General features: G+C 53.6%; 14 protein-coding genes. 7 read left to right on the top strand and 7 right to left on the bottom strand.

What is annotated here, in order from left to right:
- Window positions 1-35 precede the first annotated feature (35 nt).
- The 3 genes from ACXLHR_RS17840 (at window position 36) to ACXLHR_RS17830 (ending at window position 2,409) form a co-directional block, all read left to right on the top strand.
- A complete protein-coding gene (locus ACXLHR_RS17840) occupies window positions 36-728 on the top strand; it encodes a hypothetical protein (protein WP_458792816.1) in 693 nt (230 codons plus the stop codon).
- Window positions 729-949: 221 nt separating this feature from the next.
- Window positions 950-2,035, top strand: coding sequence for an HWE histidine kinase domain-containing protein (locus ACXLHR_RS17835; protein WP_458792815.1), 1,086 nt, complete (start codon window positions 950-952; stop codon window positions 2,033-2,035).
- Window positions 2,032-2,409 (top strand): response regulator, encoded by a 378-nt coding sequence (locus tag ACXLHR_RS17830; RefSeq protein WP_458792814.1) that lies wholly within the window; start codon window positions 2,032-2,034, stop codon window positions 2,407-2,409. The genes ACXLHR_RS17835 and ACXLHR_RS17830 overlap by 4 nt, the downstream gene beginning before the upstream one ends.
- On the opposite strand, the gene ACXLHR_RS17825 is transcribed toward ACXLHR_RS17830, so the two are convergent.
- A complete protein-coding gene (locus ACXLHR_RS17825) occupies window positions 2,401-2,634 on the bottom strand; it encodes a hypothetical protein (protein WP_458792813.1) in 234 nt (77 codons plus the stop codon). The two genes, ACXLHR_RS17830 and ACXLHR_RS17825, sit on opposite strands and share 9 nt — an antisense overlap.
- Window positions 2,635-2,789: 155 nt before the next feature.
- Here ACXLHR_RS17825 and ACXLHR_RS17820 point away from each other — a divergent pair, with 155 nt between their 5' ends.
- From ACXLHR_RS17820 to ACXLHR_RS17810, 3 genes are all read left to right on the top strand, one after another.
- Complete coding sequence (locus tag ACXLHR_RS17820; RefSeq protein WP_458792812.1) at window positions 2,790-3,608, top strand: alpha/beta fold hydrolase; 819 nt, start codon at window positions 2,790-2,792, stop codon at window positions 3,606-3,608.
- A gap of 4 nt (window positions 3,609-3,612) precedes the next feature.
- Complete coding sequence (locus ACXLHR_RS17815) at window positions 3,613-4,953, top strand: sensor histidine kinase (RefSeq protein ID WP_458792811.1); 1,341 nt, start codon at window positions 3,613-3,615, stop codon at window positions 4,951-4,953.
- Between the two features lie 77 nt (window positions 4,954-5,030).
- The gene (locus ACXLHR_RS17810) at window positions 5,031-5,507 is read left to right on the top strand and encodes a pyridoxamine 5'-phosphate oxidase family protein (protein ID WP_458792810.1); all 477 of its coding nucleotides are present in this window, start codon (window positions 5,031-5,033) and stop codon (window positions 5,505-5,507) included.
- A gap of 335 nt (window positions 5,508-5,842) precedes the next feature.
- Here ACXLHR_RS17810 and ACXLHR_RS17805 read toward each other — a convergent pair whose 3' ends face one another.
- The 6 genes from ACXLHR_RS17805 to ACXLHR_RS17780 are packed head-to-tail and all read right to left on the bottom strand — an operon-like array spanning window position 5,843 to window position 12,123.
- Entirely contained in the window at window positions 5,843-6,970 is a 1,128-nt protein-coding gene (locus ACXLHR_RS17805; protein WP_458792809.1) for a RuBisCO large subunit C-terminal-like domain-containing protein, read from the bottom strand.
- The gene (locus ACXLHR_RS17800; RefSeq protein ID WP_458792808.1) at window positions 6,970-7,974 is read right to left on the bottom strand and encodes a transketolase family protein; all 1,005 of its coding nucleotides are present in this window, start codon (window positions 7,972-7,974) and stop codon (window positions 6,970-6,972) included. Before ACXLHR_RS17800 ends, ACXLHR_RS17805 begins: the two co-directional genes overlap by 1 nt.
- Before the next feature lie 15 nt (window positions 7,975-7,989).
- Window positions 7,990-8,916, bottom strand: a complete 927-nt coding sequence (locus tag ACXLHR_RS17795; RefSeq protein WP_458792807.1) for a transketolase — start codon at window positions 8,914-8,916, stop codon at window positions 7,990-7,992.
- Window positions 8,913-9,980 carry an S-methyl-5-thioribose-1-phosphate isomerase gene (mtnA, locus tag ACXLHR_RS17790; RefSeq protein ID WP_458792806.1) on the bottom strand — a complete coding sequence of 356 codons (1,068 nt, stop codon included), beginning with the start codon at window positions 9,978-9,980 and terminating at the stop codon, window positions 8,913-8,915. Before mtnA ends, ACXLHR_RS17795 begins: the two co-directional genes overlap by 4 nt.
- Complete coding sequence (locus ACXLHR_RS17785) at window positions 9,961-11,289, bottom strand: amidohydrolase family protein (RefSeq protein WP_458792805.1); 1,329 nt, start codon at window positions 11,287-11,289, stop codon at window positions 9,961-9,963. The genes mtnA and ACXLHR_RS17785 overlap by 20 nt, the downstream gene beginning before the upstream one ends.
- A gap of 3 nt (window positions 11,290-11,292) precedes the next feature.
- Complete coding sequence (locus ACXLHR_RS17780) at window positions 11,293-12,123, bottom strand: purine-nucleoside phosphorylase (protein WP_458792804.1); 831 nt, start codon at window positions 12,121-12,123, stop codon at window positions 11,293-11,295.
- Window positions 12,124-12,177: 54 nt separating this feature from the next.
- Between ACXLHR_RS17780 and ACXLHR_RS17775 the strand changes: the two genes are divergently transcribed.
- Complete coding sequence (locus ACXLHR_RS17775) at window positions 12,178-13,383, top strand: BMP family lipoprotein (protein ID WP_458792803.1); 1,206 nt, start codon at window positions 12,178-12,180, stop codon at window positions 13,381-13,383.
- Window positions 13,384-13,404: the final 21 nt, after the last annotated feature.

The following is a 13,404-nucleotide window of genomic DNA, read 5'->3' as shown; positions in this document are numbered from 1 at the left end:
AAAAAGCTTTACACATAATTTGAAAGGACGTTGAAATGATAGATCGAACAGAAACGTTAACACAAAACGCAGTTCCGGCGTATGCCCCTGAGGGCAGCTATGTCGATTGGGCGGCCATTCTTGCGGGTGCTGCCGTTGCCACCAGCATCGCATTTGTCTTCTCCACATTTGGTGCGGCAATCGGGCTGTCTTTTGCGTCGCCTTACGATGGCGAGGGCTCGGCGTTTGCAGCGGCGCTGGCTGTCGGGCTTTGGATGCTCTGGACTACGATTTCCAGCTTCATGACAGGTGGCTATATCACCGGTCGTATGCGTCGGCGCATCGATCAGGCGACAGAGGATGAAGTGCATGTCCGTGATGGTATCCACGGACTGACCGTCTGGGCTGTTGCGGTATTGATCGGCGCTGTTTTGCTTACTTCGGGGGCCGACACAGTGGTGAATGCAACTGCTGATTTGTCGTCAACAGTTGCAATTGCAGCCGATGGTACAACCCAAGCTGCCGTCGCAGCCGACGGAGCAGTTCAGGACGCTGCAAATGCAGTCGCCGCGAACGAGGCCGAGATCAAAGCAGCGGCAGACACCGCTCGTAAAGCTGCAATTCTTTCTGCCTTTGCACTTGCCGCATCCTTACTGATTGCCGGTGCGGGCGCATATTGGGCCGCTGGGGTTGGTGGTCAACACCGTGACGAAGGCCGTGCATTTGGCCGTTTTGGTCGCTGGACATAGAATAGAAAGGATACCCCATGAGATCGATTGCACTATGGCTACTAGGAATTCCTATCTGGATCATCATCCTGATCGCGATTTTCACCTGAAACATCAAAAGCCGTCCCATCGCGGGGCGGCTTTTCTACGTCTCACCCCGCGTTAAGCCTTGCTTTTCCCATCACTTTTCGAACAATACCGCATAGGTCAGTGACATCGTCACACAATTGTGGAAAGTGGAAATGCCTGAACAGATGAATGCAGAACTGCGTCTGGAAATTACGCGACTGCAAGACCAGTTATCCGAGACCTTGGCCGAAAAACAAAAAGACGCAGACCGCGCCGAGCGGGCGTCTAATAGGCTTAATTTACTTGAAGCAATGTTGGAAATTATTCCAGTTGGTGTTGTGCTTGCCGATGAGAAAGGCCAGATCGTTCTGGGTAATTCTAATGTCGAAAAGATGCTGCGCCATCAGGTGATGAATTCTGAAAACCCCGCAGCCTACGGCGATTGGATTTCGTTTCACGCCGACGGCCGCCGCGTTGAAAGCCATGAATATCCGCTGGCCAAAGTCGTTAGTGAAAACCACGATTACGCCGAAATCGACGTCAATTATCAACGTGGCGATGCCAGCAAATTTTGGCTGCGGATCATCGGGCAACCTGTGATAGGAAATCAAGGCGAACGGATCGGCGCAGTTGTTGCATTGATCGATGTTGATCGCGAACACCAGCTTGCAGAACAACAAAAAATCCTGATCGGCGAGCTGAACCACCGCGTCAAAAACGCCTTTAGTGTGGTGAAATCCATCGTCAGCATGTCCATGCGCAAAGAAGGCCTGCCCAAATCAGTGCGTGAGACTATCGAGGCGCGCCTTGACGCCTACGCCAAAGCCCATGCCAAATTGGTCGGTTCGCAGTGGGAACAGGCCGACCTGGGTCAGATTATTCAAGATGTCGCAGGTAATATCGGCGCAGAGCGGATCATCTTTGATGGCCCCGCAGTAAATCTGCCTTCGCGCGAAGCATTGGCGCTGTCGATGGCGCTTTACGAGTTATCAACAAATGCGGTGAAATACGGCGCGCTTTCTAACAGCAACGGCCGCATTGTTGTGTCATGGACCTTAACGCCACAGGATGGACAGGTACGCCTTGCAATCAATTGGACCGAATATGACGGTCCCAAAGTGGCAATGCCGAGCGAACCGGGTTTCGGCTCGTTTATCATCGACACCGCCCTTACAATGGAAACCGGCGGCGAGGTCACGATGGCGTATAATCCTGCGGGCTACACTTGGGACTTTGTGCTGCAACTGGATCGCGCGTGACGGATGAAAGCGCCACACCGCGAAGGGTTTTCCTCGTAGAGGATGAAGTCCTTGTGGCGATCGAAATGGCACAAACCCTGCGCGATTTAGGCTATGTTGTGCTAGGTCCCAGCCTGCGTCTGGAAGACGCCAAAGCAAAAGCTAAAATTGCCGAAATCGACGTAGCGTTGCTCGACGTCAACCTCGGCAGAGGCACAACATTGCAATCTGTTGCAGAAATTCTGCGTGCAAGAAATGTGCCTCTGGTGTTCATCACCGCCTACGACCGCGCCCAGATCTCTTATATTCAACCGCACGATGCGCTGATTAAGAAACCGGTCTACACCGCGTTACTGCAAGACGCCCTTGCTCAAATCTTTGACGTATCAGGATAGGGTATTTAACTCTTCGATCACCTGCCGCAGGTGTGGCCGCTCGCCGCCGTCCAACCCTTCATCCGAAGCCCGGATCAGCGCCTCTTCATCCTCTTGCCACGCCTGCAAAATCTCGCGTCGCTGCGTCACCGAAAATTGCGCGTCCCTTGCTGCATCTTTAGGGGTACCGTAATATTTGCTGGGGTCAAGCAACGCGTCATCAAACGAAAATTTCTTGTTGTTCATGGGGTTAATTCCTTTGTTATGCGGATCAAGTCGTTCGCTACCAACGGTGCATAGCCAAAATAGTTCCATATTCGGCTGAGGGTTGTGCCGTGTTCAGACTTGCGCCAAATTGCAAGACACTGGTAAGTTGTGAGAATTCAATTAGGGCGTTCAAGATGACAACGACGATGGATATCCTACAGCGAAACAATGTTAAAACTGTCGGGCTCACAGCCGACGGGCAGGGCGCGCGTCCTCTGGTGTTTGTTCATGGATATGGCTGCGATCAGAATATGTGGCGCTTTGTGGCACCGCAATTCCAAGACGACCATCAGATTGTGCATTACGACCTTACCGGTATGGGGAAATCCGACGTAAACGCGTATGATTTTGCGACTTATCGCCGCCTGAACCGTCACGCGGAAGATTTGGCCGAAATCCTGCAGGCGCTTGACGTAACGAACTGTGTGCTGATCGGCCACTCGGTCGGCGCAACGATTGCCAGTCTTGCGTCGTTGATCTGTCCCGAACGGATTTCCGGCCTCGCACTGATTTCACCGTCGCCGTTTTTTATGAACGATGGTAACTACACAGGGGGATTTGACCGCGAAACGCTCGACGGGTTAGTGGATCTTATGGACCAGAATTTTCACGGCTGGACCAGCCAAGTTGCCCCGCTGATCGGCAGCAACACCAGTATCGCAAACGAGCTCACAGTTAGTTTTTGTCGGACCTCGCCCGACATCGCCAAACACTTTGGCCGCGTCACATTTTTGTCCGACCACCGCAACGACATGAAAATGGTCGCTACGAAAACAACGATTGTTCAATGTTCTAACGACAGTCTTGCACCGGTCGCCGTTGGTCAATGGCTTGCAGACAATATGCCAGACGCCGCGTTGAATATCATTGACGCAACAGGGCATTGTCCGCACCTGTCGGAACCAGCCGCGACAACGGCACAGATCCGCGCATTTCTGACGCAGCTGGCGTGACCCGATGCCCATAGCCACATTCAGCCAGGAACTTATAAAAGACGCGCCCTGCGGAATTCTTAGCACGAACGCAGGGGGCGAAGTAGTTTATGGCAATGAGACACTTGCGCGCTGGCTAGGATACGACGACGGACGTCTGCCAGTTGGTCTGGTCATCCAGGATGTTTTCAACAAACCCAGCAGCATGTATTATGATGCACAGATTGCGCCAATGCTACACATCCAAAAATTCGTTAGCGAGATTTCCTGTCAGCTCGCGCGGCACACCGGCGACGGGAACCGTCCGGTCATGATGACGGCCAAGCTGCGCGAAACAGCAAATGGCACCGTGGAGCGGATCGATTTTGTGTTCTTTGATGCCACAGAGCGGCAACAATTCGAAAAAACCCTGCGCAGCGCGCGTTCGGAATCCGAGGAGCTCGCCGCTATTGTTAAAAGTGCGACCATCGGCATCGTGCGGATCGACAGCGACGGGAAACTCAAGCGCTGGAACCCTACGGCCGAGCAGCTTTTCAGCGGCCCGACCCCACCAGCGGAAGGCACCCATATCGAGGAAACCCTCGACCTCGCGAGCATTAACAGCGGCTGGTTTGCCGCGGCAAAAGACCGTGTCGCGCAAGACGGTGATTACCATTTCGAGACCGCAAACGTGCAGGGGGTGTTTCTAAACATATCTGTTGCCGAGATTGCCAATACCCACGATCCGTTTGCGCAGTCCGACTATTCGATCATCTTGCGCGATATTACCGGACGCATCCAGAACGACAAACGGCTCACCGCCATGGTGCAGGAATTGAACCATCGCGTGAAAAACACCTTTGCCATTGTCTCTGCGCTGGTGCGGCAATCTCTGCGTGATCCCGCCCTTCACGCCGACCGTGAAAAACTGATGGACCGCCTGCAAAGCGTCGCGGCATCCCACAGTATTCTGACCGCTAACTATTGGCAAGACGTTGACATATCACACCTTATGGCGCCGCTCGCCGCACAGGTGACCGGCCAAAGCCGCTTTGAATATCACGGGCCCAAGCTGCTGCTATCGTCCAGCCAGTTCAAAGGTGTCTCGATGGCGCTACACGAACTGATGACCAATGCGCTAAAATACGGCGCACTTTCGGACGGGCAGGGCAAGGTCGTGGTGCGCTGGGATCTTGGTGGTGCGGACAACAAGGACCTGTCGATATCGTGGGTCGAAACTGGCGGCCCGACAGTCACTCCACCCGTAAAACGGGGCTTCGGCTCGACCATGCTTGAAGATATGCTCGCAATGGAGTTTGGCGGCACGTCAGAAATCACATTCCCGCCTGAAGGGCTACAATTCTATTTCAAAGGCTCGCTTGGTTAACCCATAACTGTGATGCGTTGGAACTATTTTCACCGCAAAGGGTTTTTGGAGAGAAATCAAACCGATGGGAATATGACATGGAAAATCTACGCAAAGAATTCTGGGACCGCTTCGAAGATGTACGCTCGTGTATGCTTGGCACGACTGACGGACCGCTGGTCGCTATGTCCCCGCAGGTTGACGACGATAAGCCTGGCAAAGTCTGGTTCATCACCGCAAAAGGAACCGACCTTGCAAATGCTGTTGCGACTGGCCCGATAGACGCGCGCATGGTCGTATCCGATGACAAACAGGGGCTCTATGCTGACGTTTTGGGGCGCTTGGTGCAGTCGACTGACCGAGACGAACTGGAAGAAGTTTGGAGTTTTGTCGCTGATGCATGGTTCGAAGACGGCAAAAACGACCCCGATGTCCGCTTGCTTTGCTTCACACCAGTGAGCGCTGACGCATCAATCACATCAACCAGCGGCGCAAAATTCTTTTATGAGATTGCAAAAGCAAATCTCACCGATGAAAAACCCGATATGGGCCGACAAGGTAAGATCAGCTTCTAACCCACAATCGCCCGCCTTAAATGAAAACGTAAGGCGGGCGCCTTGCACAAAACCAAACGCCGCACTGCCTGCAACTATAAAGTCTAAATAATGACACAGAAGTTGTGGGATTGTTGCGCACTTCTACGATAGGAAACTTTGTTGTTAACCGAGCAAACGTTTTAGGGCTGCGTGATCTTTCTCGACGCGATTTGTTTCGATATGAGCGATGTATCAAAATACGGACTTTATTGGTAGTTTATCCCTCGAGCAACGCTCCAATAGATCGGCGCTTTGTCCGTGCCAATCGCTGTTGTTTGGCGCAACGCTCTATATCGTTCGAAACTGTAACGTTTTTATGCAGATAATGCTTCGCGCATAGCTTTGATTGTATCGCCAATTCTATCGCCGTCACGCAGTAGGCTTCCACCCAGAAGGTATACGCAATCTTCGCCATATTGCGCCATCATGTCGCCGAGACGGTCGACCGACATACCGCCGCCCGGGCTTGGCAGGATCGCTGATCCCATGCCGTTTTTGTAGCGGCAATGGGCAACAATCTCGTTGCACTCATCCTTTGTGAACCCGAAACGACCGCCATGGTTTGGAAATACAGAGATGTCCGCCCCAGCCAGACGCATCAATTGCCCAAAGAGCATTCCGTGCCCGTAGCCATGATCCGGCGACAGAACATAGGGGCCCAGATGGCTGGGGTGGGCCATGATTGGCAGATTAAAGTCAGCGTCTTGCGCCAACTGGTTGATTGTGTCGAACCCATAGAGGCCGGGAATTAGCAGGATCCCATGCGCGCCGCACGCTTTGGCATAATAGGCATTTTCGCGGATTTTATCGGCAGGTCCGCTGATGTTTGGAAAATATAGCGCTTGGCTGCTGTCACCTTTATCACTGCGTTCTTGGTTGGCGCGGGCCACCGCATCGGCACAAGCTGCGACACGATCTTTGAACGGAGCGGCGTCCTGATTTGCAAGGCCGTGGTCCTCTTTTACGATGTCGGCCCCAGCGAGGGCTGTTTGATAGCAGAGCTCTGCTAGCGTCTCAATTGAGCTACCTTGCGGTTTGATCACAGGGCACACGAAACCACCCGCGGTGCGTCCCGTTAATTTGCGAACGCCAGTCGCGCCGAACCGTGCGCCGGGGAAGCGCGCCGTGAGTGCCGCGTTGGCGGCTAGATCTATGGCTTTCACGCCGCGCAAAATAGAGGCATTGCCCAGCACCACGTTCAACAGTTGCGGCAAGTCGTGGCCCACGCAATCTACATGGTAGCCAATTTGCGCGGTCCAGACGTTGCCGCCTTGGGCGCTGACGTCGATCACTTTGCCAAGGATGGTATCTTCTACATAGCCTTTCGGGACCACATTGCGTGGAATTTCGACGGTGTCTTCGAGCGCAATCGCCTCGGCGCGCGCTACCGCATCATCGCCGTGGTCGGCCACAATACGGTAGGTCACGACAAAGCGGTCCATCACAGACCTTCTGCCTTGACCAATGAATGCACCGCATCGACCCGTGCTTCGGTCAGATCTTGTTCAGTGATGTTCAGTTTTTGGCCCAGCAGGTCTTCGACGCCTTGGGTTAATGCCAGCGCGTCCAACCCGTAGTAACGCATCAGATAAGCACGGCTACCGCCGTGGGCATAGGTGTCTTTTAAGCCCAAGCGGCGAAGTTTTTTACCGACGCCGTTGTCCGCCATTATTTCGGCCACGAGGGACCCGATGCCGCCTTCGGTCAGGTGGTTTTCCAAGGTAATCACGCCGCCTTTGACGGACATGATATGGTCGAGGAGAGCCTTGTCGTCGAACGGTTTGATCGTGTTCAGGTGCAGGTGGCGTACGGAAACGCCGGACGCTTCGAGTGCTTTGGTAGCGCGAAGGGCTTCTTCGGTGGTGATGCCCGCTGTGACGACAAGGATATCATTTCCAAGGCTGATTTCACGCATCTGACCGACCACAATAGGTGTGTCAAACAGGCGCGGCACCGACCCGCGCAGAACGCGGCAATAGACTGGTCCGTCGATGCTGTCGGCGGCTTCACAGATGCTTTCGACCTCGGTCGCATCGCCCGCTTCTAGGATGGTCATGTTCGGCATCGAGCGCATGACGCTGATGTCTTCAATCGCTTGGTGTGTCATCCCGCCGGGCGTCGTGATGCCGGGAAGGAAACCCATGATCCGCACTTTGCGGCGCGGATAGGCGATGGACGCCATCAATTGATCGTAGGGGCGGCGGTAGGTGAAAACGCCAAATGTGTGAATAAAAGGACGATATCCCGCAAGCCCAAGTCCGCCGCAAAAGCTCATCATGTTTTGCTCTGCCATGCCCATGGACAAAAATTGGTCAGGGTGGTTGTCACGGAATTTATCGATCTCGCAGGACGAGGTCAGATCCGCCGATATGCACAAGACATCAGGGTTGGCCAAGGCATGTTTCTCAAACGCCCGCTCGTAGGGACGGCTTACCATTTCTACCATTATTCTAACTCCTGATCAGTGTGCGTAATCGATGGGATCAACGCCCAGCGATTCTGCAATTGAGATATTCATGCGGGCGCGTTCATCTTCAGATTTGAAGCGCACGTAATGTAGACGTGGGAACCGTTCCTCGAGAATTGGCATCGCGTGGAAGGGGTTGGATTTTGCCAATATAATTAATGGTTTTCCATCGTGTTTGGTCTTTGCCGCCTCACGGATATCGTCGATATTATGCGCATCTACTTCGACGACCACTGCGCCAAAGCTTTCCATTTTGGATTTGAGATCGCCAACTTCCATGACGCTATCCATCGCGCCATCGCATTGCTGATTGTTCACGTCCATGATCGCTTTGACGTTGTCGATCCGGTGGTGGGCGCAGCATTGGATGGCTTCCCATGTCTGGCCTTCTTGCACTTCGCCGTCGGACATATAAACCCAGACGCGTCCTTTTTCGCCGCGCTTTTTGCGCCCCCACGCGAGGCCCGCTGCGGTGGATAGTCCGATGCCAAGTGTCCCGTTATGTACTTCCATGCCAGGGCTATGTTCTGCACCGATCATTTCGACCGAAGAGCCGTCTTTGTTGAACATCTCAAGGCCTTCGGCAGCCATGCGTCCAGTTTCGATCAAGGTGGCATAGGCCACCAGCGCGTAGTGTGCGGGCGCAATGAAGAGCCGATCAAAGTTGGGTTCAAACGGTCCGTTATAACCTGCGCCGGTATGATAGTTAGGGTTGTTTGCGTGTGGCACCCCTTCGAATGGTTTGGGGATCATGGGCAGTGTTGGTTCGCCCAAGTTGAGTTCTTCGTTGTAAAGCCACGCAAGTTGTTCGGCTGACGAGCAGGCCTGTGAAAGATAGCCGCCATTGTTGCGCATGGCGTGTTCAAATACCCGTCGGCGGATGCCGAGTGCGATGTCTGCTGTCGACTTTTCGTTTTTCATACGACTTCCTTAAGAGCATTTTCTTGCAGGTTTTTCATGGCCAGCAGGCTTTGTGTAAAAGGCGGGCGGGCAATGCCCCATTCGGTGATGATCCCTGCGATATGACGGTTGGGGGTCACGTCAAAAGCGGGATTGAACGCAGGCGCATTCAACGGTGCAATGGCCTGTCCGTTGATCTGGGTGATCTCGCTGTCGCCGCGTTCTTCAATCTCAATGTCGTCGCCTGACAGTGTGGTGAAATCGATGGTCGACATCGGCGCGGCCACATAGAAGGGCACGTTGTTGTCGGCAGCCGCAAGTGCGAGATTATACGTGCCTATTTTATTGGCCGTGTCACCATTTGCGGCAACGCGATCACAGCCGACCACTGCGATATCCACGTTTTTAGTGCGCATGATGTGTGCGGACGCGCCGTCGACGACAATCGCGTGTGGCACACCAAATTGCATCAATTCAAAAGAGGACAGTTTCGAGCCCTGAAGCCGTGGCCGTGTTTCGTCGAGGTATGCGAAAACTTCGTGACCTGCTTCGTGCGCGCTGCGGATGATGCCAAGGGCGGTCCCAAGATCAACAGTTGCCAGCGAGCCTGTGTTGCAGTGATGGAAGAACGTCACCTTTTGCGGCAGGATTTCCAGCGCATGTTTTGAAATTGCGCGGTTCACGGCGATGTCTTCTTGCTCGATTGCGAAAGCTTCTACGCCCAATGCGGCAATTAGCGCGTTGGTGTCGGTTGCGTTTTTCCAGACCCGTTGCATACGGTCGAGCGCCCAAAACAGGTTGACCGCTGTCGGACGCGATGCACGCAGGACGGTATCGGCCTGTTGCAAGGTTTTTTGCATGCTGTCGGCTGTCGCATCTTTAAGTGTGCGTGCCGCTTGCAAGATCCCGAATGCGGCCGCAACGCCGATGGCCGGAGCACCCCGCACGGTCATGTCAAAAATTGCCTGTGCAATCTCGGTAGGCGTTTTCAGGTCGATATACTGCACGTCGTGCGGTAATATTTTCTGGTCGATCAGCCGCAGTGTATGTGTGTCATTCAGCCATTCAATTGCGCGAAATGCCATCTTGGTTTCCTTCTTTGATATTTTTTGCCAGCTGCTTAATGTCGTCGGCGAGTGCATGTATCGGTGCCGTCAGGTGTCCGTCTAAAACAATGGCTGTGCCGCGCGCAAAAACGTGTGACACGTCTTCGCGTCCTGCGCTGTAAACGAGGGTTGAATAGGGGTCGTATGCGGGAAGGTTGTGCAGTGCCGATATGGCGACCACAGTGACGTCAGCTTGTTTGCCTACGGTCAACGACCCCGTACGATTTGAGAGCCCAAGCGCCTTGGCGCCGTTAGAAGTGGCCATTTTTACGATGTCACGCGCGGCCAATGTGTTGGAAGTCCCCGTGCGCAAATTATGCAAATAGCTGGTCATGCGCATGGTTTTAAACATGTCGAGATCATTGCCGCTTGCTGCGCCGTCGGTGCCCAAAGATACGGTTACACCCTGCGCGACCAGATCACTGATGCGCGCCATACCAGACGCAAGTTTTGCGTTTGAAAGCGGGCAATGCGAGATGGCAGTGTTTGCGTCACGCAGTATTGCGATTTCAGCGTCATCTAGGTGCACCGCATGGGCTAAGAGCATAGGTTGTTTGAGGAGACCTGCGGCCTCTAAAGCGCGGATTGGCGTAGTACCGTAGGCGTTTTGAACCAGGTCCATTTCCCATGCGGCCTCGGCTGCGTGGATATGCAAGCCGCAATCTGCGTTTTGCGCAAGTTCTGCGATCTGCGCCAGTTTATCGGCATCCAACGTGTAGCAACCGTGCGGCACCAGCATGGGCTGTACCGCTTCATCATCCGCATAGCGTGCCAAAAATGATTTAGTAAATGTAATCCGATCGTCCCATGACAGCCCGTCAATGCCTTCAACGTTGATCATGGGCGGTCCAGAGGTGATCCCAACGCCAATGTGTTTGGCCGCGTTAATGGTCGCGTCGGGGTACCAATACATGTCGAGAAAGTGCGTTATGCCGCCCAACGCCATTTCCGCGATGCCCAACGTCGATCCGGTTTCAACGGAAGCCGGATCGATATGTGCCGCCTCTGCGCCCCAGACGGTTTGCAGGAACTGGTCGAGATTTGTGTTATCAGCAAGCCCGCGAAACAGGGTCATTGCGGCGTGACAATGGGTGTTAATGAACCCCGGTAGAATTATCCCGCCTTGCGCATCGATTACTGTGTCCGCGACAATGTCGTCGTCCACCGGACCACTGCTGACCTGTGTGATCAACCCGTTTTTAATGGTGACAAAACCTGCTTCATGGCAGGTATAAGTGTCATCCATCGTCAAAACGGTGCCGTTTTTGATGAGTGTATCAACTTGCATCGGTTAGCTGGGTTTGACTGGTAAGGCGGGGATGAGGGATTTCATCAGGGCTAATAGCTTGGGCTCAATGATTTTGATCGAATCCCAGACCTCGGCTTCGTTGGTGATATGGGCGTCCGAGACGCTGCTCACGGCGATATTTGTTACTGCCGAGAGTGCAAAAACCTTAAGCCCCATATGGCGCGCAACAATTACCTCTGGCACGGTCGACATGCCGACAAGATCAATGCCCGCCAATTGCATCAGGCGAATAAGCGCGGGGGGCTCAAAGCTTGGCCCGATTGCGTGGCCGTACACGCCGCGCAAAATGTCCGGTGCAAGGGACTGCGCAAGGTCGATAAGTGCGGGGTCATATGCTTGGTTCATCGAGACAAACCGTTCGCCAAGTTCAGGATCGTTTTCGCCGCGCAATGGATCGTGTCCACATGCCGTGGCAAGGGATAGATGGTCTTCAATGGCGACCAGATCGCCGACTTTCATATCCGCGCGCATACCGCCCGCCGCATTTGTGATGATCGCCGTATGCGCGCCAAGTGACGCCATGACCCGCATTGGGAAGGACACCTCTTGGGCTGAATACCCTTCGTACATGTGCACACGGCCTCGCATGGCCACGCAAGTCCGACCAAAGAGCGTCCCGACCAGTAATTTGCCGTCATGACCCGTGACCGTGGATACTGGAAAGTTTGGTATTTCGGAGTAAGGAATCGAGACACCGTCAATTTGATCAGCTAATGGGCCGAGGCCCGACCCTAATGTAAGGGCGATTTCGGGTGTGCAGTCGGTCAGGTCGCGGATGGCCTGAACGGATTCTGAAATTTGATTTTTAAGCATGTCGGCCCTCTTGGGGTTGTGCGATTCTCGTATGGTCATAGCAGTACGGAATGCATGATTGCAAGAAAAAGTGCAAATGACATTGCTGTTGACTTTTGGACACTAAATGACGAAAAGCAGCCGTATAGGTGGGCTTCAATGACGACCGCTTGTCGCCTGTATAAAAAAGGACATACTGCTTTGGGTACAGAATTTTGGACTAAACTCAGAAGCGATCAACACAGGGAGCCACGCAAAATGGCAAAGATTTCAAGAAATGCACTCGTCTCAGGGATAGCGGTTGCGCTTATAGCCGCAGGCTCGACAGTGTCGGCGCAGGACAAGTCGATTGTTTATGTCACGCCTAATCCAATCGGAAATAACCCTTTTCTTGTTATGGGTCGCGATGGTGCTGAGGCTGCAGGCGAGGCAATCGGTGCCTCTGTTGCCACCTATGAAAGTGATGCACCTCAAGCGGTGTTGGAAAACTTGTACGCTGCCGCCAGTGAAGGTGCTGACATTGTCATCGCAATCAGCTTTTCGGCTGTTGATGGCGTTATGGAAGTCGCGCCAACGGCGCCAGACACACAATTTCTGTTAGTTGATGCCTGTCCAGAAGGTGACCGCGCTGCAAACATCCATTGTGCAGTATTTCGCGAGCACGAGTCTTCGTTCCTAATGGGCGCAATCGCTGCCTTGAAGACACAGACGGGTACTGTCGGAGTTATCGGTCCGATCGACATTCCTTTTATGCACCGTTTTACCGATGGATTTGCTGCGGGCGTTAACCATACCAATGCGGATATTAAGGTGGAAACGCGCTGGGTCGGTGGCCAGAACCCTTTCTCCGATCCGGTCCGCGCAAAAGAGCAGGCCCTGACGCTAAATGCAGCTGGTGCCGACATCATTTATTCAGCAGCAGCGGGAGGATCGTTTGGCGTATTTGAAGCGGCGGCCGAGAGCGGCTTTAAGACAATGAGCGTCGATACCAACCTGTGTGAAATCGCGCCTGGTACGATGTATGATGTTGCGTTAAAGCGCGTCGATCAGGCAATTTTACAATCCGTAGCGGCAATTGAAGGCGGCGCGGAGGCAAGTTTCGCATCATATGGTTTGGCTGAAGGTGGCATGAGTGCAATGGCCGTTCTTGGTGGTGATGCGCTTGCCGACAGCGGCTGCCTCATTGCTGAAGATGCCGAGCTCACTGCGCAAATTCTAGCATTATCTGAGCAGATCATCTCTGGTGAAATTGTGGTTGATGACCCGTTGATGGCAAACTAAGCGAGCATTGTTGAGTAGTCG

Source organism: Yoonia sp. MH D7, from assembly GCF_054439475.1.
The sequence above is the reverse complement of the archived record's forward strand: the minus strand, read 5'-3'. Positions and strand labels throughout refer to the sequence as shown.

Excerpts from the sequence above, each read along its gene's own strand:
- ACXLHR_RS17840 (WP_458792816.1), top strand. The coding sequence starts at position 36 with ATGATAGATCGAACAGAAACGTTAACACAAAACGCAGTTCCGGCGTAT.
- ACXLHR_RS17835 (WP_458792815.1), top strand. The coding sequence starts at position 950 with ATGCCTGAACAGATGAATGCAGAACTGCGTCTGGAAATTACGCGACTG.
- ACXLHR_RS17825 (WP_458792813.1), bottom strand. The coding sequence starts at position 2,634 with ATGAACAACAAGAAATTTTCGTTTGATGACGCGTTGCTTGACCCCAGC.
- ACXLHR_RS17820 (WP_458792812.1), top strand. The coding sequence starts at position 2,790 with ATGACAACGACGATGGATATCCTACAGCGAAACAATGTTAAAACTGTC.
- ACXLHR_RS17815 (WP_458792811.1), top strand. The coding sequence starts at position 3,613 with ATGCCCATAGCCACATTCAGCCAGGAACTTATAAAAGACGCGCCCTGC.
- ACXLHR_RS17810 (WP_458792810.1), top strand. The coding sequence starts at position 5,031 with ATGGAAAATCTACGCAAAGAATTCTGGGACCGCTTCGAAGATGTACGC.
- ACXLHR_RS17805 (WP_458792809.1), bottom strand. The coding sequence starts at position 6,970 with ATGGACCGCTTTGTCGTGACCTACCGTATTGTGGCCGACCACGGCGAT.
- ACXLHR_RS17800 (WP_458792808.1), bottom strand. The coding sequence starts at position 7,974 with ATGGTAGAAATGGTAAGCCGTCCCTACGAGCGGGCGTTTGAGAAACAT.
- ACXLHR_RS17795 (WP_458792807.1), bottom strand. The coding sequence starts at position 8,916 with ATGAAAAACGAAAAGTCGACAGCAGACATCGCACTCGGCATCCGCCGA.
- mtnA (WP_458792806.1), bottom strand. The coding sequence starts at position 9,980 with ATGGCATTTCGCGCAATTGAATGGCTGAATGACACACATACACTGCGG.
- ACXLHR_RS17785 (WP_458792805.1), bottom strand. The coding sequence starts at position 11,289 with ATGCAAGTTGATACACTCATCAAAAACGGCACCGTTTTGACGATGGAT.
- ACXLHR_RS17780 (WP_458792804.1), bottom strand. The coding sequence starts at position 12,123 with ATGCTTAAAAATCAAATTTCAGAATCCGTTCAGGCCATCCGCGACCTG.
- ACXLHR_RS17775 (WP_458792803.1), top strand. The coding sequence starts at position 12,178 with ATGATTGCAAGAAAAAGTGCAAATGACATTGCTGTTGACTTTTGGACA.